Annotated in this window: 15 protein-coding genes and 1 pseudogene; 9 read left to right on the top strand and 7 right to left on the bottom strand. The window is 64.2% G+C overall.

Going from position 1 to position 20,534, the window contains the following annotated elements; genetic code table 11:
* Positions 1-192 precede the first annotated feature (192 nt).
* Positions 193-888, bottom strand: coding sequence for a HEAT repeat domain-containing protein (locus ABFD92_13770; protein MEN6505606.1), 696 nt, complete (start codon positions 886-888; stop codon positions 193-195).
* A 342-nt stretch (positions 889-1,230) separates the two neighbouring features.
* Here ABFD92_13770 and ABFD92_13765 point away from each other — a divergent pair, with 342 nt between their 5' ends.
* The 3 genes from ABFD92_13765 to ABFD92_13755 all read left to right on the top strand — a co-directional run bounded on the left by ABFD92_13765 (position 1,231) and on the right by ABFD92_13755 (position 4,924).
* Positions 1,231-2,325 carry a Gfo/Idh/MocA family oxidoreductase gene (locus ABFD92_13765; protein ID MEN6505605.1) on the top strand — a complete coding sequence of 365 codons (1,095 nt, stop codon included), beginning with the start codon at positions 1,231-1,233 and terminating at the stop codon, positions 2,323-2,325.
* 38 nt (positions 2,326-2,363) lie between these two features.
* On the top strand, positions 2,364-3,779 hold the full coding sequence (locus tag ABFD92_13760; protein ID MEN6505604.1) for an alpha-glucosidase/alpha-galactosidase: 1,416 nt from the start codon (positions 2,364-2,366) through the stop codon (positions 3,777-3,779).
* Positions 3,780-3,943: 164 nt separating this feature from the next.
* Positions 3,944-4,924, top strand: a complete 981-nt coding sequence (locus tag ABFD92_13755; protein ID MEN6505603.1) for a uroporphyrinogen decarboxylase family protein — start codon at positions 3,944-3,946, stop codon at positions 4,922-4,924.
* A gap of 3 nt (positions 4,925-4,927) precedes the next feature.
* On the opposite strand, the gene ABFD92_13750 is transcribed toward ABFD92_13755, so the two are convergent.
* Together ABFD92_13750 and ABFD92_13745 are read right to left on the bottom strand one after the other, a co-directional pair.
* Positions 4,928-6,424, bottom strand: a complete 1,497-nt coding sequence (locus ABFD92_13750; protein MEN6505602.1) for a patatin-like phospholipase family protein — start codon at positions 6,422-6,424, stop codon at positions 4,928-4,930.
* 102 nt (positions 6,425-6,526) lie between these two features.
* Positions 6,527-7,906, bottom strand: a complete 1,380-nt coding sequence (locus tag ABFD92_13745) for a class II fumarate hydratase (GenBank protein ID MEN6505601.1) — start codon at positions 7,904-7,906, stop codon at positions 6,527-6,529.
* Between the two features lie 218 nt (positions 7,907-8,124).
* Here ABFD92_13745 and ABFD92_13740 point away from each other — a divergent pair, with 218 nt between their 5' ends.
* Together ABFD92_13740 and ABFD92_13735 are read left to right on the top strand one after the other, a co-directional pair.
* Entirely contained in the window at positions 8,125-10,251 is a 2,127-nt protein-coding gene (locus ABFD92_13740; GenBank protein ID MEN6505600.1) for a HEAT repeat domain-containing protein, read from the top strand.
* A complete protein-coding gene (locus tag ABFD92_13735; protein ID MEN6505599.1) occupies positions 10,248-11,063 on the top strand; it encodes a ComF family protein in 816 nt (271 codons plus the stop codon). The genes ABFD92_13740 and ABFD92_13735 overlap by 4 nt, the downstream gene beginning before the upstream one ends.
* 166 nt (positions 11,064-11,229) lie before the next feature.
* Here the strand turns inward: ABFD92_13735 and ybeY are convergent, their stop codons facing one another.
* A complete protein-coding gene (gene ybeY, locus ABFD92_13730; GenBank protein MEN6505598.1) occupies positions 11,230-11,673 on the bottom strand; it encodes an rRNA maturation RNase YbeY in 444 nt (147 codons plus the stop codon).
* Positions 11,674-11,771: 98 nt separating this feature from the next.
* Here ybeY and ABFD92_13725 point away from each other — a divergent pair, with 98 nt between their 5' ends.
* Together ABFD92_13725 and ABFD92_13720 are read left to right on the top strand one after the other, a co-directional pair.
* Positions 11,772-14,084, top strand: coding sequence for an ABC transporter ATP-binding protein (locus ABFD92_13725; protein MEN6505597.1), 2,313 nt, complete (start codon positions 11,772-11,774; stop codon positions 14,082-14,084).
* Positions 14,081-14,629, top strand: a complete 549-nt coding sequence (locus ABFD92_13720) for a DUF1854 domain-containing protein (protein MEN6505596.1) — start codon at positions 14,081-14,083, stop codon at positions 14,627-14,629. Before ABFD92_13725 ends, ABFD92_13720 begins: the two co-directional genes overlap by 4 nt.
* A gap of 713 nt (positions 14,630-15,342) precedes the next feature.
* On the opposite strand, the gene ABFD92_13715 is transcribed toward ABFD92_13720, so the two are convergent.
* The 3 genes and pseudogenes from ABFD92_13715 to ABFD92_13705 form a co-directional block, all read right to left on the bottom strand.
* A complete protein-coding gene (locus ABFD92_13715; GenBank protein ID MEN6505595.1) occupies positions 15,343-16,206 on the bottom strand; it encodes a sugar phosphate isomerase/epimerase family protein in 864 nt (287 codons plus the stop codon).
* Positions 16,207-16,763: 557 nt separating this feature from the next.
* The gene (locus ABFD92_13710) at positions 16,764-18,224 is read right to left on the bottom strand and encodes a potassium/proton antiporter (GenBank protein ID MEN6505594.1); all 1,461 of its coding nucleotides are present in this window, start codon (positions 18,222-18,224) and stop codon (positions 16,764-16,766) included.
* A gap of 369 nt (positions 18,225-18,593) precedes the next feature.
* Positions 18,594-19,428: pseudogene (locus ABFD92_13705) on the bottom strand (PDDEXK nuclease domain-containing protein).
* 15 nt (positions 19,429-19,443) lie between these two features.
* On the opposite strand from ABFD92_13705, the gene ABFD92_13700 reads away from it, so the two are divergent.
* On the top strand, positions 19,444-19,989 hold the full coding sequence (locus tag ABFD92_13700; protein ID MEN6505593.1) for a hypothetical protein: 546 nt from the start codon (positions 19,444-19,446) through the stop codon (positions 19,987-19,989).
* A gap of 238 nt (positions 19,990-20,227) precedes the next feature.
* On the top strand, positions 20,228-20,530 hold the full coding sequence (locus tag ABFD92_13695) for a transcriptional regulator (protein MEN6505592.1): 303 nt from the start codon (positions 20,228-20,230) through the stop codon (positions 20,528-20,530).
* Positions 20,531-20,534 lie beyond the last annotated feature (4 nt).

Genomic DNA, 20,534 nt, shown 5'->3' with positions numbered 1-20,534 from the left:
AAACTGCATGAACCGCAGAGATCGCAGAGTACGCAGAGAAGCAAATGGCTCAAAACAAGACCATCTAACGTCGCCGTCGGCGTTAATCTGAAAAACAGACTGTCCATGCGCCCCGCTTCGCTAGTTTTCTGTAAGTCTTTTCGCTCAAAATACCTCTGCGGCCTCTGCGATCTCCGCGGTGAAATATCCGGGTTAGTCGGCGCCGATGTCGTCCAGCACGTCTTTCGCCAGATTGCGCGTGTCGGCGTCCGCGTCGGCGTCGCGCACTTTCACCATCGCGTCCTTGGCGCCGGCGGCCGCCGGGCCCATCGCCCGCAGCACCGCCAGAACGCCCTGGCGCTTCTTGACGCTGGGGCTCTGCAATGCCGCCACGAGAGTCGGCAGCGATTCCTTCGGCGCCGCCACGGCCACCGACTCGACCGCCGTGCCTATCGCCTCCCAGACCAGGAAGTTTTCGTCATCGTACCGCTCGACCAGCGTAGGCAGGGCGGGCAGGGCGGCGCCCTGCAGACGGCTGAGGGCGAAGGCGGCCTCTTCGCGAACCTCATACTGGGGGTGCTTGAGTGCGACGATCAGGTCCGGAACGGCTGCCGCCCCGATGGCATTGAGCGCGTCGGCCACGCGCGCGCGATCTTCATCGCCACGAGGCTTGATCACCAGCTCGAGCCACTGCGCTACCGTCTTGCCCTGGTGCGCCGCTTGAGTCGCGGCGGTTGCCGCCGGCGCCGTGGCCGTTGCGGGTTGCGTCTTGGCCGCCGGCGCCACGTACGGCGTCGCGCCGCTCTTGGCGTGCTCCTCTTTCACTGGCGGTTTCTTGGGCTCGGTCCTGGAGCAGCCTGCAGCAAGGATCGAGATCAGGACCGTGGCAATGAGTGTTCGTGCTGGCATGGTCGCTCCGCGGGTTAGAGTATGACCCTATTCTACAAATCCCGGCGGTGGCTTCCAGCCTTCTGGGGAAAAGTCGCGGCGGAGGCACCAAGTATTTATCAAAGCCGTTGTGTGGCTTTGATGAATACTTGCGCTGGGCAGGGGTACACGGCCCCAAATGAAGAAGTAATTCACATAACGAATTACTTCTTCATTTAGTGCCTCCGCCGTGATTTTCCCCATGTCTGAGGCATCGCCGCATTTGCGGCCTTGGCGCAGGCAACATGACTCTGGATAATGCTGGCGCGGCAACGATCCGCCCCGGAAAGGTGGATACACGAACCGCCGCGACAGGAGACTCTTGTGGCACGAGCTAAGAACGGCAGCGGACCCATTCGCGTGGCGATTGTCGGATTGGGCCGGGCCGGCTGGGGGATGCACTGCGGCGAGCTGGACCGCCGGGCGGACAAATTCCAGATCGTCGCCGCCTGCGACATCGAGCCCTCGCGCTGCCAGCGCATGGCCGAGCGCTACCCCCACTGCACGACCTACGGCGACATCACACACCTGCTGCAGGATGAGTCCGTCGAGCTGGTCAGCATCGCCACGCGATCGCCCGACCACGTCCCCCACGCCCTGGCTGCCCTCAAGGCGGGCAAGTACGTCTTCGTCGAAAAGCCCATCGCCGTCACGCTGCAGGGCGCGATGAAGCTCAAAGCTGCCGCGGCCAAGTATCCCGGGCGCCTGTTCGTGCGGCACAACCGCCGGTTCGAGACCGAGTTCGTGCATATCCGCGAGGTGATCGACTCGGGCGTGCTGGGCAAGATCTTCCAGGTCAAGCTGCGGCGCAACAGTTACTCGCGGCGCGACGACTGGCAGACGCTCAAGGGCTGCGGCGGCGGGCAACTGCTCAACTGGGGCCCGCACATTATCGACCACGCCCTGCGCCTGCTCGATTCGCCGGTGTCGAGCGTCTGGAGCAACCTGGGCCTGGTGGCCGCACTGGGCGACGCCGAGGACCATCTCAAGATCATCCTTACCGGGCGCAGCGGCCGAGTGGTGGACCTCGAGATCAGCGGCGGCGCCGCTCTGGGCGGACCGGAGTGGACCGTTTACGGCTCCAAGGGCGCCCTGACCTGCTCGGGCAACACCGTCACCGCGCGCTACATCGACCCGGCGATGAAGTTCAAGACGCGCCGCTCCAGCCCCGGCACGCCGGGCATGGACGGGGCGTTCCACCAGGTCGGCCCGGACGAGACGCCCGTCTGGATCGAGAAGACCTATCCTGCCGCGGCGCCGGTGTCCACCGACAGCATCTGGGACGCCCTGTACGCCACCATCCGCCAGGGCAGGAAGTTCCCCATCACGATCGAGCAGGCCGTCGAGGTGATGAAGATCGTCTCGCAGGTGAAAAAAGGAACCCCCTTCGACACGCTGCCCAAATACCGCGGCTGCTGAACTCCCTCCTAAGACCTAAGACCTAAAAGGAAACCACTATGGCAAAGATTACGTTCATGGGCGCCGGCAGCACTGTGTTCGCCAAAAACGTGCTGGGCGACTGCATGTGCTCGGAAGCGCTCAAGGGCTCGACCATCGCGCTGTATGACATCGACGCGCGGCGGCTGGAAGACTCCGCCCGCATGCTCGGCCACATCAACACTACGCTCAAGGCCGGCATGACCATCGAGAGCTACCTGGGCGTGCCGCGCCGCAAGGCCGCCCTGCGCGGGGCGAACTACGTCGTCAACGCCGTGCAGGTCGGCGGGTACAAGCCCTCGACCATTATCGACTTCGAGATCCCCAAGAAGTACGGCCTGCGCCAGACCATCGCCGACACGCTGGGCATCGGCGGGATCTTCCGCACGCTGCGCACGTTGCCGGTGGTGCTGGACTTCTGCCGCGACATGGAAGAAGTCTGCCCCAACGCCTGGTTCATCAACTACGCCAACCCGATGGCCATGCTGACGATGGGCATCCTGCGGGGCACGTCGATCAACGCCGTGGGCCTCTGCCACAGCGTCGAAGGCTGCGCCCCGGGGCTGGTGTACATGACCGGCATGAGCAAGGAATGGGGGCACAACCCGTTCAAGAACTTCAACTGGAAGGTCGCCGGCATCAACCACCAGGGCTGGCTGCTGGAGATCAAGGACGGCGACCGCGACCTGTACCCGGCGATCAAACGCCGCTGGGCCGAAGCCCGCAAGGTGATCCTCAAGAAGGGTGTCGCGTTCGTGCGCGCCGCCGCCCAGAAGAAGCACGGCGGCGACTGGTGGACGAAAGACGCCACGGCGCGGATGTCATGCGACGCCGTGCGGCTGGAGCTCATGCACCAGTTCGGGCATTATGTGACCGAGTCGTCCGAGCACACCAGCGAGTACACGCCGTGGTTCATCAAGAGCCGCTACCCCGAGTTGATCGACCGCTTCGGGATTCCGCTGGACGAGTACCCGCGGCGGTGCGTCGGGCAGATCGCCGGCTGGAAGAGCATGCGCAAGCACCTGATCAGCAACAAGAGCCTGGACCACAATCGTAGCGGCGAGTACGCCTCGCACATCATGGAGTCGATGGAGACCGGCGTGCCCTACACCTTCGGCGGCAACGTGATGAACCGAAACCTCATCACCAACCTGCCGGCCAAGGCCTGCGTCGAGGTGCTGTGCGTGTCCGACCGCCGCGGCGTCAGCCCCACCGTCGTCGGCGACCTGCCCGAGCAGTGCGCGGCCCTCAACCGCACGAACATCAACGTGCAAATCCTGACGGTCGAGGCCGTGCTGAGCCGCCGCAAAGACTACGTCTACCAGGCCGCCCTGATGGACCCGCACACGTGCGCGGAACTGTCCATCGACGACACCGTGAGCCTCTGCAACGACCTGTTCAAAGCCCACGGCAAAATGATCCCGGCGATGAAGTAGCTGACCATTCACCGCAGAGGTCGCAGAGTTCGCAGAGAAGAAGATGGATGAGGGGATGGATGGATGGATGGATGGATGTTTAATCCAACCGATCATCTGTTTGTTCGTTCGGCTTTTTCTCCAAAGCTCTCTGCGTCCTCTGCGATCTCTGCGGTGAGACTACTATGAATTCTCGCGAAATCATTCTGGCGAATATCGAACACACCCCGGCCCCGCGGCCGGGAATGACCTTTGGCGGCGGGCGGCTTAACGATATGGCCTGGACCGGGCCGGGGGCTTCCAAAACGTACACGCCCAAACGCTGGACCGAAGGCGGCCGCGAGTATTACGACGATGAGTGGGGCAATCTCTGGGTCCGCATGGTCGGCGGCAGCGTCAAAGGCGAGATCCACACGCCCGCCCTGCAAAGCTGGGACGACCTGCCCAAGCTCCAACTGCCCGACTACCATGACCCCGACCGCTGGAAGGGCGTGCGGGAGATGCTCGCCCAGCCGACCGACCGGTTCACGATCGTCGGCATCGGCGGGTGGATCTTCGACAACGCCCGCTATCTGCGCAAGATGGAAAACTACTTCTGCGACATGGCCGCCGAGCCCGAGAAGATCAAACAGCTCAACGCTCTCGTCGCCGGCGTGTATGAGGCCAAGATCCATCACGCCGGCCAAGCCGGTGCCGATGGGATCATGATCGGCGAGGACCTGGGCACGCAGAACGGCCCGCTGTTCTCGCCGGCGATGTTCCGCGAGTTCTTTAAGGCCGACTACACCCGCCTGCTGGGGATCGCCCACGATTACGGCATGAAGGTGCTCATGCACTCCTGCGGCAACAACTGGAAGCTCATCGACGACCTGATCGACGTCGGCGTCGACGTCTTCCAGTTCGATCAGCCGGCCCTGTACGACATGCCCGCCCTGGCCGAAAAGCTCCGCGCCCGCGGCGGGGCCCTCTGGTCCCCCGTCGACATCCAGAAAGTCCTGCCCACCGGCGACCGCGCGTACATCGAAACCCAAACCCACCGCATGTGCGAAACCTTCAGCGGCATGCTGATCTGCAAAGACTACCCCGACCTGCCCGGCATCGGCGTAAAGGTCGAGTGGGACCAGTGGGCCTACGAGGCGATTCTCGATCATTTCGGCCTGAAATGAAGATCACTTTGCGGGCTGTGACGGTGACGTCACAGCCGCCCAGCCCAGGGCCGCGCGGATCTTGTCGCGGTTGCGCTCTGCTGCCACGCGGCCGGCGGCTAGCAGGAGGCTTTGTTCTTCGACGGCCACACTGTACCACGTGGGGACGTCGCGGACGAGGTGGAAGGGCTTGGGGGTCTTTTCTTTTGACAGCGATTTGATCTGGGCCTGCGTGAGACCTTTTTCGCACAGGGCTGCGCAGTCGGGCAAGTCCGCCAGGTCGTCGAAGCTCAGGAAGATCGGCGTGATGTTGTTGGCGCGGCAGATGTCTTGGGTCATCTCGCGGTAACGCCCGCGATATGAGGCTTGCTGCACCATCGCCGCCTGCAGGGCGGTCTTGGCGGCGCTGGGCGGCGAGGAGTCGTTCGAGAACGGAGCGTACCCGTCTGCCGAGGCGTCGATCACCAGCAGCACCTTGCGGCGCGGGCGCCGGTCCTGCTTGAGCATGCGCAGGGCGGTCACCAGCCCCATGTTGTCGCCGATGCCCCCGTCAAAGAGGTACAGGTACGGGTTGAGCTTGTCCATCTCGCTGCGCAGAACCGTGGCCGGAATGGCCGCGGGGAACGTGCCGCTGGCCTTGGCCGCCAGCGACAGCGGCACCGCGTCGAGAAATTCTTCGTAGCTCTGGGTCTTGGCGTCGAACGAATACCGCTTGAAGCGGTGCGTGTACCCGATCACCTGGTACAGCTTGAGCTGGTCAGGCGCGAAAGGGAACAGCGCCCCGTTCTCGTACACCGCCGCGTTGGCCACCCAGTACGGCAGCCGCACCGGCCGCGGCGAATCCGCCCGCACGAAGATGTCGCCCAGCGTCAGGCTCTGACCGAAAGCCGGGTCCCCGCCCATGGCCTTGATCTTGTCGCGCCGCCACGTGCGGCCCAGGACGTTGTCGTCGAAGGCGGCCTCCAGATATTCGCCCCGGTCGTGGCTCGTCCACGCCAGGGCGCCCTTGACGATGTCGCGCACGTAGCTGATCTCGAGATACCGCCGCAGTTGCGGGTCGCTGCGCGCCTCGGCCGTCAGAGGCCCACGGCTTCGCAGCGCCACGGCGAAGGAATAATCATCGGCCGAGCCGCCCAGGCAGAGGTGGTCGTTGAGGCTGCTGAGATACGCCGCGGCCGCCAACCCGCCGCCGGAGACGCTGGAAATATAGTCCACCTGTCGCAGGGCGTTGACGGCCGCGGCGCCGCTGGGGCTGATCTCTTCAAGCCCGACCATGACGCCGGCGGCGAAGTTGGCCGCCCGCTGCCCCCCGCCGGAGATCGCCACGGCAAAGGCGATATTCGCATCCTGCCCCGCGCGCTCCTGCGCATCGCGATACGCCGACATGTCAATGGGGCATTCCTGAAACGCCCGCCCCGGCAGCGACGGATGCACATCCGAAGCCCCGTCGCGAGTGGCTCCGCAGCCGCCCAACGCTAGAGCCGACATCAGAATGACCAGCTTGTGTAACAACCGCAGCATCTGCGCCCTTCAAAAACACTTGCCACGAAGCTCACAAAGACCACAAAGAAGTGGCACTGAGCCTTTTCCCTTTGTGTCCTCTGTGGCAATGTCTTCTTTTTGTTATTGGCCCGCCTGCGTCACAGGGTCAAGCAGCTTGTCCAGTTCATCCGGCGGCAGGATTTTGTTTTCCAGGCACACTTGGCGCACCGTTTTGCCCGAGGCGCTGGCTTGCTTGGCGATGGCGGCGGCGGCGTCGTAGCCGATTCTCGGCACCAGGGCGGTCACCATCGCCAGGGATTGCTCGAGCGACTGGCGGCAGCGAGACTCGTCGGCTTCGATGCCGGCGATGCATTTCTCGGCGAAGACCTTGGCGGCGTTGGTGAGCAGGTTGATTGCCGTCAGCAGGTTGCTGGCGATCAGCGGCATGGCGACGTTGAGCTGCAGGATACTGCCGACGCCGCCGGTGGCGCCGGCCGCGATCGCCGCGTCGCATCCGACGACCTGGCAGGCGACCTGGATGACGCTCTCGCAGATGACCGGGTTGACCTTGCCGGGCATGATGCTGCTGCCCGGTTGCAGCGCCGGCAGGCGAAGCTCGGCCAGCCCGCACCGGGGGCCCGACGCCAGCAGGCGGATGTCCGAGGCCACGCGCCCCATCGCCAGCGCTGTCGATCGCAGCGTGCCAGAGGCGGCCAGGGCCCCCGCCGGCGCGGACTGAGCGGCAAAATGATTGCCCGCCTCGTGGATAGGCAGGTGCGCTTCGGCCGCGAGGATCTTGCATACGGCTGCAGCAAAGCCCGCCGGGGCGTTGAGCCCGGTGCCCACGGCCGTGCCGCCCAACGCCACCTCGCACAGTCCCGCCGTCGCCGCCTGCAAGCCCGTCAGGCACGCGTCGATCTGCGCCGCGAAGCCCGAGAACTCCTGCCCCAGGCGCATGGGCACGGCGTCCATCAGGTGCGTGCGGCCGATCTTGAGGACCGAGTCAAACGCGGCGGCCTTGAGCTTGATCGCCTCCGACAGCGCCCGCAGGGCGGGGACCAGGCGGTCATGAATGGCCATCGCGGCGGCAAGGTGAATCGCCGTGGGGATCACGTCGTTGGAGGACTGGCCCATGTTGACATGGTCGTTGGCGTGGACGGCGGCGCCCGTCAATTGGGCGGCGCGGGCGGCGATCACCTCGTTGACGTTCATGTTGGTGCTGGTGCCGCTGCCGGTCTGGAAAACGTCGACGGGAAACTGCCCGCGGTGGCGGCCTTCGATGATCTCGCCGGCCGCCTGCGCGATCGCATCGGCCAGGTCGGGCGTGATGCGTCCGGCGGCCTTATGCACCGCGGCGGCGGCGCGTTTGATGCGTGCGACGGCGGCGATGAACTCGGCGGGCATGGGCCAGCCGGAGATGGGAAAGTTGTCAACGGCACGAGCGGTCTGCGCGGCGTAGAGCGCATCGGCCGGCACGGGCATCGGTCCCAGCGAGTCTCGCTCGATTCGGTCTTGCGCCATTACATGCTCCTTTGCTGGCGGGATTATACTCCCGCCGGCGCCGGTGGCACAGGCTTTCCAGCCTGTGACGGGTGGCATGGCGGCACGCGAAGCGGGTCGCCATGTCTGTGGTACCGTCATGCCACCCGATTGTGCGGAACCCCAGCGGCACCTCGAGCGTCTCAATTGCATGGGCCGACGTTGCCTCGGCGGCGGCGGCGGCTTAAACTCGTATTGGCATGAGTGCGTTCATTCACTACTTCCGCCTGCATCCCTGGCAGCGACGGGTGCTGACGGCCTTGGCGACGCTGGTGATTGCCTTGATCGCCGCGATCGCGCTGGCCGTGCCCATCCGCGACTGGATGCTCATGCGCCGCCTCTGCAGCGACGACATCGACCAGCGCGACCAGGGCCTGGCGGCGATGAGGGGGATGATGCAGCGCGTCGAGCCGCCCCAGTCGATCATCGACCGCCTGGAAGAAGGCCTCGATACCGACGACGACACGCGCTTCGACCGCATCGCCCAGGCCCTCAGTGCGGCGCATCGGTTCTCTTTGCTCAGCGGCGACCTGGCCCGGCGCGACCGCCTCTGGAGCATCCGCCTGCAGACCACCACCGACCCGCAACTGCGCATGGAGATGATCGAGACCACGCTCGTCGGCGGGAGGCAGAACCAGTACGTCCGGCGCATGATGCGCCTGGCGGCCGCCGACGCCGACGCGAACGTGCGCATCCGCGCCGCCCTGCTAGCGGCAATGCTGCACGAGGACGCGGCGCTGGAGGCGCTGCTGGGCGACAAGGAACCCGCCGTCCGCGCCGCGGCGGCTCTGGACGCCGGGCTGGCCGGGCGCAGCGCCCTGGCCGAAAAGATCCGCCCCCTGCTGGAGGACAAAGACGACCTGGCCGCCGCCTCGGCGGCGTACGCCCTGGCGACGATGGGCGATCGGCGGATGTTCGAGGCGCTGCCGGGCATGATCGCCACGAGCCAACCGGGGCCGCGGCAGGAAGGCCTCCTCCACGCCCTGCGCCTGGCCCCGCCGCAGACGCAGGCCAAGGCACTGCACCTCATCTTCGATCGCGCCAGCGATAAGAATCCCTCGCCCCTGGCGATTGTGCTGGCCGGGGCGGCCCGTTATGCCCCCGCTGGTAAGGCTATCCGCAAGATACTGGATCAGGCCACGGGGAGAGAGGACCCCGCCCTGACGGAGGCGCACGTCCTGGCGGCGCTGCTGGCGGCCCGGCAACTGGCTGTCCCAGTGGAGGAAGATGTCTATGCGCTGATGTTGCACTATTGGTCGCCGCCGCTTGAACTGACCATGATCGCCGCGGCGGAGGTACTGGGCGATCAATTGGGCCCTTCCCTGCCCATGGAGATAGGCGGCGCCTCGCCCCACAAAATGCTCTTGGCCCTGCGCGCAGCGGCGGAGTACTCCCCTCCGCTGCTGACTGGGCAAACTCAGCCTGCACAGACGCTGGCTGCCCAAAGCGCCGCGGGCACCATGCCGGAGGATCGTCCTGCCGACGAAAACCTCACGATGCCCCTGGCGCGGGCGGCGGCCGCGGCGGCACTGTGGCGGATCAGACCCTCATCCTCTTATATCGTCAACGAGGCGCCGGCGGACGAAGCGGCCGCAGGGCTGGCGGTTCTGAAGTACAATCGCCAATCCAGCGCGTTCTATGTGCACCTGGTCGCCGGCAGCGACTCGACCCTTTCCGGCGATTACATCGCCTGGCATCTGGCGCGGATAGGCTCCAGGAAGCCTGCCAATGTAGATTCGCCACATGCTGGGCCAATCCCCGGTGGTATAGAGTTGCCGCAAGCTTTCGAAACCGGCCTGGGCATGCTGCCTCTGCCCGGCGCGCCGCCTGAGCAGCGGGTCTACAACGAGAACGTCCGAGCCGCCGGCGCCATGCTGCTGGCGATGGCCGCCGCCAACGATGACCAGAAAGCCGCCGCCCTGGCCCGCATCGTCCCGCGGGTCCAAGGCAGCAGCCGCGAAACCGACCCCTACACGGCCGGGGCGTACCAGTGCGCCCTGTTGATGCTGGGCGACGGCAATTTCGACGCCGTGCGGCGGCTGGCGTCCAATCGCGAGTTCCCCCAGCGGCGCGTGCTGACCGCCCTTCTCTGGGCCGGCGACGTGCGCTGCCTCGACGAGATCCTGTGGACGCCCTCGCTGACGAACCAGGAGGTCGCCTACCTGCTCATCAACAAGGGCATCGCCGAGGTGGTCGCCGCACTGGTCAAGGACCTGCCGCCCGTCGACGCCGTGGCGTCGCCGGCCGTGATGCACTGGCAGACGCAGATCCTGCGCGACGCCTACCTGCTCCGCCGCGGGCAGCTCAAGTCCGGAGCGCCCCGATGAGCATCGCCGCCGGTCTTTCCGCCCGCATTGCCCACGCCGCCGCCGCGGTGACCGAGCTGGTGTGGCCGGAAGTTTGCGCCGCCTGCGCCGCGGCCCCCTGCCCCAACGACGCACTCTGCGACGACTGCGGCCGCAAGCTGCTGGGGCTGATCGCCGTGGCGTATTGCCCGCAATGCGGGGCGTCGCTTGGACCCAACATTCCCGCCCGCGACGACGGCTGTTGGCAGTGCCCTCAAGTGCTGCCCCGCTACAGCGAGGTGGTGCGCCTTGGACCGTACAGCGGTCCGCTGCGCGACCTGGTGCGGCAGATCAAGTATCGCCGCCGCCAGCGCATGACCGCCCGCCTGAGTGAAATGCTCGTCCAGCGCCTGGACATACAGTGCCCGCAGCGGGCGGTGGACCTGGTATTCCCCGTGCCGATGCACTGGCGGCGAAGGCTCTGGCGCGGGTTCGACCACGCGCGGGAACTGGCGGCCAGACTCGCCCGCCGGCTCGACGCCGCCATGGGCGACGAACTGATCCGCGTGCGACACACGCAGCCGCAGACGACGCTGTCCCGCACCGCCCGGCGGCGGAACATGCACGGCGCCTTTGCCATGAGCGGAAATGCGTCGCTCGACGGGGCGTGCGTGCTGCTGGTGGACGACGTGACCACCACCGGCGCTACGGCCGACGAGGCGGCGCGCGTCCTGCTTTCGGCCGGAGCGTCGGCGGTTATCCTGGCGGTGCTGGCCAAGGCCGAATCGCAGCGCAATTACGAGCCCGCCGGGGAGATTTCACCGCAGAGTTCGCAGAGATCGCAGAGTTGTTGAGGACAAAGAACGGCACGCGGGTTGGCATGTTAGCGGCGGAGCTTGCTCCGCGCGGTTGTTGGGCGGCGAAGAACGCGCGGGGCAAGCCCCGCCGCTAACGTGTCTGCTTGACGTTCCATCCTTTCAACATTCCATCATTCCATCATTCCACCATTCCATCATTCCATCATTCCGTTTCCAGAAACTCCCTCAGCAGCAGTTCCTGGCGGGCAGCCATGGCGGCTGCGGCGTCGGCCGACTGATCGTCGTAGCCCATCACGTGCAGCAGTCCGTGCAGCACGTAGAGCAGCAGTTCGTGCGTGGGGGCGATGCCCCGGCGGCGGGCTTCTCTCACGGCCAGCGGTCCGCAGACGATGATCTGGGCCTCGATGGGTTGGCCGGGGGTGGTCAGGTCGAACGAGATGACGTCGGTGGCGCCGGCGTGGCGCAGGTAGCGGCGGTTGACGGCGGCGATCTGGCGGGCGTCTACCACGGCGACGTCCACCTCACCCAGGCGGGCCCGCTGCCGCCGCGCGACGAAGGCGACCAGTGTGGCGATCGCCTTGCGGGGAACTCGCAGCGCCCGCTGGGTGGAAGATATCCGCACGATCAGTTTTTTTGCCTTGGACATGCCTTGAGCATAACGGCCGCAATGACCGATGGCGATACTGGAATTGCCGGGGGGAAGTATGTACAGTAATTGCTGTCATGGGGCGGAGGAAACCTGAGTTGTCCGGACAATCGAGAGTGCTGCACAAGGAGCTTCCTGAGGCACTGGAGCAGGCCCTGGAGCAATCGGGCCTGGCGCCGAAGGAAGCATGGCTGCGTGTCGACACCGACCTGAACCTCGCCAGCGATTACGAGCAGGTCTTTCTTTGCGCCGAGGCGGACCGGCTGTACACCGCCGCCGCGCCGACGACGGGCTCAGCCAGCCCGGTTCGCGTGCTGCTGACGCGCGAGTCGATCAAGGAGATCCGCACGCGCCAGGGGGTCGGCGGCGGGTTCCTCGAGGCGCTGGTGGAGGGCATCTACGTCGAGGTGCTGGCGTTTTCGAACGCGCGCTCGGACGTCTTCCACAAGGTTGCGCCCAAGCTGCGGGCCTGGTGCGAGAAAAAACCCGCCTCGGTCGGCGTCGAAGACGACCACGACCCGCGACGATGTCCCAAGTGCGGGCTGACGCTGGCGTTCCCCGGCGACCTGTGCCAGCGCTGCCTCAAACGCAGCGCCACGTTCTTCCGAGTGCTCAAGCTCATGCGCCCCTACGCCGGCAAGGCCGCTCTGATGATGGCGCTGGTGCTGGCGGCGATCGCCCTGGCGATGGTGCCCCAGAAGCTGGTGCAGTTGCTCATCGACGGGGTGCTGGCGCCGGTGAAACAGATCGACGTGCTGGGCTGGACGCTTTCGACGCCGGTGCTGCGGGGCGACAAGGTCGTCTGGCTGCTGGCGTTGATCGGCGTGCTGATGCTGGTCTACATTATCAGCGCGATCCTGACCGCTGTCAGCGGCCGCCTGTCCAGCCAGGTCGGCACGCGCATCACGTACGACATGCGCAACCGCGTCTTCGACCACCTGGTGAAGTTGGGCGTGGACTTCTACGATCGCTACAGCACCGGGCAGATGATGACGCGCGTGGCAATCGACACCCAGCAGATGCAGGGCTTCGTGCAGCAGTTGACGTCGGGCCTGCTGGCGCAGTTGATCCAGTTGGTGGTGGTGGGCGCGGCCCTTTTCGCCATCAATTGGAAGCTGGCGCTGTGTACGCTGTTTCCGGCCCCGTTCGTCGTGATCGCCACGCGGTTCTTCTGGAAGAAGATTTACCCCCGCTACTACCGGGTGCAGGACGCCACCAGCAAACTGCACGGGGCGCTGAATACGATTTTGTCCGGCATTCGCGTGGTCAAGGCCTTCGGGCAGGAACCTCGCGAGCAAGGGCGCTTCGACCGCTCCAGCACGTACGTGCGCGACCGCGAGCGCGAGGTGCAGTATTCCGTGACGGCGTTTCACCCCAAGGTCTCGCTGCTGTTCCAGGCCGGCTCGATGCTGGTGTGGTTCGTCGGCGGCACGCAGGTTTTCGACGGTGAGATGAAGCTGGGCACGCTGATGATGTTCTTCGGGCTGCTGGGGATGTTCTGGGCGCCGCTGACGCAGTTGACGCAACTGACGAACTGGCTGACGAACTTCCTGACAGCCTCGCAGCGGGTCTTCGAAATCCTCGACACCAATCTTCAGATCGTCGAGGCGCCCAACCCGGTGCCCATGCCCGCGGCCAAGGGCGCCATCGTGTTCGAGAACGTCTCGTTCGGCTACAACCGCCGCGAGCCGGTGCTCAAGAACGTCTCGTTCAGCATCGCCCCCGGCGAGCACATCGGCGTGGTGGGCAAGAGCGGCTCGGGCAAGACGACGCTGATCAACCTGCTGTCGCGGTTCTACGACGTCGACGAGGGGCGCATCCTCGTCGACGGGGTCGACATCCGCCAGATCAAGCTCAACGACCTGCGCCACAATGTCGGTATCGTCCTGCAGGAACCTTTCCTCTTCCGCGGCGGCATCTGGGCCAATATCGCCTATGGGCGCACCGACGCGACGCCCGAGATGGTGCTCACGGCCGCCAAGGCCGCCAACGCCCACGAGTTCATCATGCGCCACCCGCTGGGCTACGACACGTACGTCGGCGAGCGCGGGGCGGGGCTTTCCGGCGGCGAGCGCCAGCGCGTCTCCATCGCCCGGGCGCTGCTGTACGACCCGCCCATCCTCGTGCTCGACGAGGCCACCAGCAACATCGACACCGAGAGCGAGCAGCTCATCCAGGGCGCGCTGGTGCGAGTGACGGCCGGTCGCACGACGCTGGCCATCGCCCACCGCCTCAGCACGCTGCGCAACTGCGACCGGATCGTCGTCATCGACGGCGGCACGGTGGCCGAATGCGGCACGCACGACGAGCTGATGACCGGGCAGGGGCTGTACTACCGCCTGGTGAAGATCCAGACCGAGTTGTCGCGGGGCTCGACGGTCGACGCGATGATCGCCGGAGGTCAGGCATGAGCGCGGTCGAAAAGAACAACGAGCGGATCGGGCCGGACCCGACCATCACGCGGTTTCTGACGCCGGACATGTGCCGCATCCACCTGGGCAACATGTCGGCGATGCACGTGACGATCGTGGGCGAGCGGATCTACGGCGGGGTGTTCGCCGCCTACGCCTTCCCGGTGGGGCACCCGGACGGCTACGTCTCGTTGATCCACTCGCACAGCGGCGGCGAGATCGAGATCGGGATCATCCGCGACCTCAACGAGTTCCCGCCCGAGCAGGCGCAGCTCGTGCGCCACGCGCTGTCCAAGCGGTATTTCGTGCCCGTCATCCGCGGGATCGACGCCATGGCCTGGCAGTTCGGCCTCATCGGCGTCGAGGTGCAGACCGACAAGGGCCCGCGCAGCTTCCTGATCCGCTGGCAGCAGACCAGCGCCGTCGACTACGGCCATCGCGGCAAGGTCCTCATCGACATCGACGAAAACCGCTACCTCATCCCGGACGTCTCGGCCCTTCCGGGCGACCAGCAGCAGCGATTCCTGCGATTTATCTACTGGTGACGCGGAGTTCACGCGACCACTGTATCCGGGCCGTCTCCGTCGAGTTCCCCTGGGATGAAATCCAGCCGAATCATCTTTTTTGGGAGGACGCCCAGGCGCCAAGCCAGTCTGTGCAGAAACGGCAACGACCGATTCCAGGCGTGGACCACTTCTCGGAGCCGGCAGCAGTGCTCATTCTTCCTGTCACCAACCATCCGTAAGACTTCCAGGCAACCCAATGGGTTTCGCGCCATCAAACGTGCCGTGGCCAAGTTCCTTTTGACGCGGTCAGGCACGTCGCACTTCACGCACAGTGTGCGAGAATCCAACGCAATCTCATTGAAGACCGTCAAGGCCTCATATATTTTGCCCAACCGCAGCAGGCCTACTCCGTAGGCGTTTAGTAAATCCATAGACGAGGGCTCCGTGGACGCGGCAAGGCCCGCGGCGGCGTTTGGGCGATCTTCTTTCAATCGTTGCAGAAGGCTGTCCATCGTTGGGCCGGCATGTTTACTTGTCATGGGACCTGCTCCCGTGCTGTAAGGGCGCCGATCTGGACCCATCGGCCCATCCCGTGTTCCTTGCACTCATACCGCAAATAGGTGTCGCACCCGCTACAGCAAAGCTCCTGAAAGTGCCATTGCAGGCCGGCGCGGATTGCATAGCCGCACACCGGGCATTTGTACCACTGGTGCCCATTGTGATGTTGGATAGACCCGATCATAGGGCACGCCTTAAGCTCGAAGAGCCACACTGCCCGAATCGGAGGCCTGCCTTCCGGGCAACAGAGCCCGAGCGTCTTGAACGTGCGCGGCTGTGATCGCGCCACGCTCGTCACCAGGCGGCGTTTCCAGAACCAGCCACCCCTCGTATTCCACGCTCCGCAGCGCATGGGCCACTGCACCAAAGCAGACGCTTCCGTGCCCCAGGCGAACGTTGAAATCTGGCGGAAGCCCGCTAACAAGGCAGACATCCTTGATGTGGACTTGCGCCACCCGGTCTCTTCCCAGCCCCAGAATCATGTCGGCCGAGTCGCGACGGCAGGCTGTCACGTCTCCCACATCCAGGCACACCTGCACGGAATCACTGCAGCATCCGCCTAAGAGGCTCTCGATCTGGCCTAGATGGAGGCTGCTCTCCACCGCGAGCATCAGGCCCTGGTCCTCCGCTGCCGGCGCCAGAGCGGACATTGACGCCGCGGCCGTGTCGAGTTCCTTGGGCAGTTCAATGCGATTGCGCCCATAGAACGGGACGATCACATCCACCCCGCCCACACTCGCCGCCACTGCAATCGCCCGGCGGATCAACTCTTGCGATCGGGCAACCAGGGAGGAATCGGGACCGATCAGGGAGGGCTCTGCACACAGAACACCCAAGTGCAGACCGGTAACGGCCAGTCTGTACCGTTCGACAAGCCTGCGCACCTTCGCCGCATGGGCGGGGTCTTCCAGAAGAGCGGCATCCGCCGCAGTGCGATAGCACAAACCCACGCCGTCGGCCCCGGCTCGCTTGGCGCGGAGAAAGCATCTGGCAAGGCTGACTTCTCCCAACGTCGTTTGTTGAATTCCGATTTTCACGGCATTCTCCTTCGCTGTCATTGTTGCAAAGAATTCAAACGGTGGCGTCCCGAAACGCCCCCGGAGCACGCGAGCCGCGAAAAAACCTTTTTAGCGGCACGATTCATGTGGAAGGCAACGGGGCTGACAGGAAGACGGCCAAGCACATGCCGATCTCCTGCATCGAACGCCGCTGGAAGGGCTTGAGAAGAGAATTAGAGAAAACCGTCAGCGAACCGGGCGGCTCAAGACCTGCCAGCGGCGCAGCGCAAATAGCCACTGGCACTGGAGAGATTACCGCGAGCTCTTATATAAAATCGATCATACATGGCGGGGAGCCTCAACAGATTTAAGTATAGACTATCAACCCGTCATAGTCAAATCTTTATGGAGCTGCCTGGGGATAGAGGACAAATCACGAAACGCTCCTGTAAGCCAAAGGTTTCATCAATACCCGCCACCCCGCTACCCCATCTCCGACCTGTCCACCTGCCGGTCGACCAGTAGGCAGCGATTCCTGCGGTTCGTCTACCGGTCAGTACCGGTGAGCGTATCTGCCAGGAAGGCACTGCCCGGCTTTATTCCTTATGCACTGTCATTTAGCCAACGTCTGACCGGTTCTCATGAAGCAGTGTCTCGCGAATACGCGCTTCGTCCTTGATGTGTGCCAGCACTGTTATCTGGTCCCACCCCTGCAGATGGGTATCGCCTTTCGGCGCGATAACCTCGCTGCCCCGCGTGATCAGCGTGATAACGCAACCCGGCGGCAATTTCAGATCGGCAACTCGTGGGCCAGGCGCGCCCTGTGGGCCGGGCAGGTCAACCACGATAAGATCCATATCGCTCTGCGCCATCGTTACAAGCTCGAGGTTGTACAGCGATTTTGGACGTGCCTGCGTCGAAAGCCTGAGCCATCTGGCCAACGCACCTAAGCTCGAACCCTGGATGGCCACTGACAGCATCACCACGAAGAAGACCACATTGAATATTTCCCTCCCCACCTCCAGCCCGGCGGCCATCGGATAGGTGGCCAAAATGATCGGCACGGCGCCTCGTAATCCGGCCCAGGAGATGAAGACCCTATTCCTGGCGCTCAGTCCCATGCCCAACGTCCCCAGCCACACAGCAACTGGCCGGGCCACAAAGCTAAGGACCAGAAACAACACGATGCCTTGCACCCACAGGTCCGACCACTGGTGTGGGTAGACCAGCAACCCCATCAATACGAACATGCTGATTTCCGCAACGGTGGAAAACGCTGAGACGAAGTTTGTCACGCCTTGCTTGTGGACAAACGGCCGATTACCCATGATGTAGCCGGCGACAAACACCGCCAACATGGCGCTGCTCCGGGCCAGTTCTGCCAGGCCGAAGATCAACAAAACCACACCCACCGTCAGCACGTAGTAATGTCCCCTGTCCTGAGGCCTGAGGCGGTTGAACAACCAGACCGCAGTTCGGCCCAGCGCCGCCCCGATGCCTATGCCGGCAACAAACTTCCAGATGAAAGACAAAACCACAAGATACCACTGTGCATCGCCAACCGTAAACGCCTGTATGGCTGCAATCGTCAGGAGGATAGCCATAGGGTCATTGGCGGCGCTCTCGATCTCCAGAGTGGAGGAAACCTCGGAGGACAGCGACTGGCGGCGAAGAGTTGAAAAGGTCGCGGCCGCATCGGTCGAGGAGACTACCACGGCCAGCAGCATTGAGTTCTCAAGTTGCCACCCCAGCAGGCCCCAAGTAACCAAAAAAGTCGTCAAGGCTGTAAGGATGACGCCCCAAGTTGCCAGACCCCCAGCCGGGAGTGCGACAGAGCGGAGATTCTCGCGCCGTGTGCTGAACCCTCCGTGGAACAGGATGAAGACCAATGCCATATTGGCGGCTTGGTTGGTCAGGTTCACATCACTGAAGTCCCACAGGTTCAAAACATCGCTGCCAAAAATGATGCCCGATCCCAGTGCGATAAGAATCACAGGCACGCTCCAGCGGTCAAGCAAGGCGGCTACCAGAACGACCACCACCAGGATCAGCGGCACAACGATATAGACCTCATTCATACGTCAATCACTCCGGTAGCGAGTTCCGTGCAGCCCTTCTCCCGTAGCCGATCCCTTGGTAGAAGCTCGCCGCAGTCAGGCATCCCCCTTGGTCTCTGCATAATACTACCAAGACCGGACGCCCGCATAGTGTGAGATCGTCATTGTGGTTGGAGGATGGACAATGGTTTTGGCGGGGGTTCTACCTCACACGTACGGAGACGGCAAAACTCCGGCGGCTTGCATTGCCTCTGTTCCAGAAGGCCTGGTACTGACCGTGGCAACGATGCTGGAGGATGGAGAGCGTCCCCCGACTGCAGGCCGCGCGGGCGAGCGCACGAAGCAAGTCAACATCCGCCTGACCGCCTCCGAAAAGGCGTTGCTGGAGAATCACTCCCGGGTCGGCGGGTTTACGTCCGAGCGTCGGTACTGGAGAAGGACTGATCGGCCGGCGCTCGGCTGGTGTCCGGGCGCGCCGTTCAGGTCTTTCAGGCCTGCCTCTATTTGCTTGACGGTGGGCAGACTCCCTCGGAGCGTCTTGGGCAAAGACTCGACAAGTTTGGTCAAGTATCGAGCCACCCCCACCGGTTTGGCTACATCGCGCAGCGCATACTCGGCGACAACGCGGCTGCGGGTCTTGCAAAGGATCAGGCCGATGGAGGACTTGTCGTCAGGATGGCGCAGCAAGTCGTCCACAGCCCAGAGGGACCTGTTGGCCGACGAAGGCGAACCCGGCGCCAAGTTCCAGGAGGAACTTTCGTATGTGGCCGAGCAGGCCTTGTTCGAGATCGCGTTCCGCCGCGTCGGTGCGCAGCGTGAGGAAGTCGAAGGTGTAGGGGTCCTTCACAAGTTCGCTGGCCAGGTCCGACTGCGGGGCGGGTAAAGCGGTTTTGAAGTTTGTGACGGCCTTGCCCTGGCGAGCGTAGAGGTCCGATTCAATCCAGTGCAGGAGCATCGACCGCGACCAGCCGTTGGCCGATGCTTGTTGCGCGTACCAGAGGCGATGCTCGTGCTGCTCCAGCTTCTCAATCAGCAGGATGTTATGCCCCCACGGAATACTCAGAACAGCTTGCGGCATAGCTACTGAAGTCAATTCTCGCACAGCTTGTGCGAGATCTTTCCTGGACGAACCTTCTCGCACAGGCTGTGCGAGATCTTGCCGGAAAGCGTAAGCCAAGTAAAACGCTCGCATCCGCCATAGATTAGAGGAGGACAATCCTGACATCCTCGGAAACTCCCTTTGAAGGTCGCCAGCGGGTTGTCGGGCATCTGGGCCGGGCTGGTGGCCTTGGCCGGGTTGGCGATCGACAGTTGGGTCTGCGGCCACTGCGACGCGCGCACGGCCATGTGGATCAACCTGGCTGTCTGGGCGGGCGTGCTCGTGCTGGCGGCCGGCGGCGTGCTGCTGCTGACGCACGTCCGCGAGCGGCGTCAGGGCATGCCGGCCTGGTCGAGCGTCAAGAAGCGTATCGCCCTGACGATTCTGCCGTGCCTGGTTGCGGGGGTGGGCCTGACGCTGGTGATTGCGGGGCGCTGGTGGTGGAACGTGCTGCCCAATGAGTGGGGGCTCATCCCGGTCATCTGGATGTGCTTCTACGGCGTGGCCCTGTGGCAACTGGGCGAGTTCAGCCCGCCGGAGGTGCGCGTGCTCGGTGCGGCGTTCATTCTCTCGGGCCTGGTGACGGCCGCCTGGTTCCAGGCCGACCCGTACTGGGCGCTGGGCCTGACCTTCGGCGCGATGCACATTCTCTACGGCATCGTCGTCCGCATCCGCTACGGCGGGTAGGACCCGGGAAAAACATTAGTCCACGAATGTCACGAATGACACGAATGAAACAACAGGAAACAACCAGGGGAAAAGCACCCTCAGCGGTCGAGCTTGCTCGACGCGGTGTCTTCCCCGGCGCCGGAAACCGCGCGGAGCAAGCTCCGCCGCTAACGGTTCTCGTCTCATCCGTTCATCCCTGTCCTGCGATCCCGTTGTTCATTCGTGTCATTCGTGGAAAGTTGTTGTCAGTGAGACCTTGACCAAAGAACCGCACAACCTGATCGACGAGACCATCCACCAGCGTACGCGCCTGGCGATGATGGCCACGCTGGCCGGCGTGGGGACCCTCGAGTTCAACGAGCTCAAGGACCAGCTCGCCCTGACCGACGGCAACCTCTCGACGCACGCGGCCGCACTCGAACGGGCGGGCTTCATCCGCATCGACAAGCAGTTCGTCGGCAAGAAGCCCCGCACGACCATCGCCATCACGCCCAAAGGGCGCAAGGCCCTGGAGAACTACATTAACCTCCTGCAAGGCATCCTGAACAAGGCCAAGTGACCTG

This window comes from Planctomycetaceae bacterium (assembly GCA_039680605.1).
Classification (GTDB): Bacteria; Planctomycetota; Phycisphaerae; order SM23-33; family SM23-33; genus JAJFUU01.
Note: the sequence above shows the minus strand (reverse complement) of the source record. Positions and strands in the feature narration are given on the sequence as shown.

Bases quoted from the DNA above. Each gene is read 5' to 3' on its own strand.
- ABFD92_13770 (MEN6505606.1), bottom strand. From the start codon at position 888: ATGCCAGCACGAACACTCATTGCCACGGTCCTGATCTCGATCCTTGCT.
- ABFD92_13760 (MEN6505604.1), top strand. From the start codon at position 2,364: ATGGCAAAGATTACGTTCATGGGCGCCGGCAGCACTGTGTTCGCCAAA.
- ABFD92_13755 (MEN6505603.1), top strand. From the start codon at position 3,944: ATGAATTCTCGCGAAATCATTCTGGCGAATATCGAACACACCCCGGCC.
- ABFD92_13750 (MEN6505602.1), bottom strand. From the start codon at position 6,424: ATGCTGCGGTTGTTACACAAGCTGGTCATTCTGATGTCGGCTCTAGCG.
- ABFD92_13745 (MEN6505601.1), bottom strand. From the start codon at position 7,906: ATGGCGCAAGACCGAATCGAGCGAGACTCGCTGGGACCGATGCCCGTG.
- ABFD92_13740 (MEN6505600.1), top strand. From the start codon at position 8,125: ATGAGTGCGTTCATTCACTACTTCCGCCTGCATCCCTGGCAGCGACGG.
- ABFD92_13735 (MEN6505599.1), top strand. From the start codon at position 10,248: ATGAGCATCGCCGCCGGTCTTTCCGCCCGCATTGCCCACGCCGCCGCC.
- ybeY (MEN6505598.1), bottom strand. From the start codon at position 11,673: ATGTCCAAGGCAAAAAAACTGATCGTGCGGATATCTTCCACCCAGCGG.
- ABFD92_13720 (MEN6505596.1), top strand. From the start codon at position 14,081: ATGAGCGCGGTCGAAAAGAACAACGAGCGGATCGGGCCGGACCCGACC.
- ABFD92_13715 (MEN6505595.1), bottom strand. From the start codon at position 16,206: ATGACAGCGAAGGAGAATGCCGTGAAAATCGGAATTCAACAAACGACG.
- ABFD92_13710 (MEN6505594.1), bottom strand. From the start codon at position 18,224: ATGAATGAGGTCTATATCGTTGTGCCGCTGATCCTGGTGGTGGTCGTT.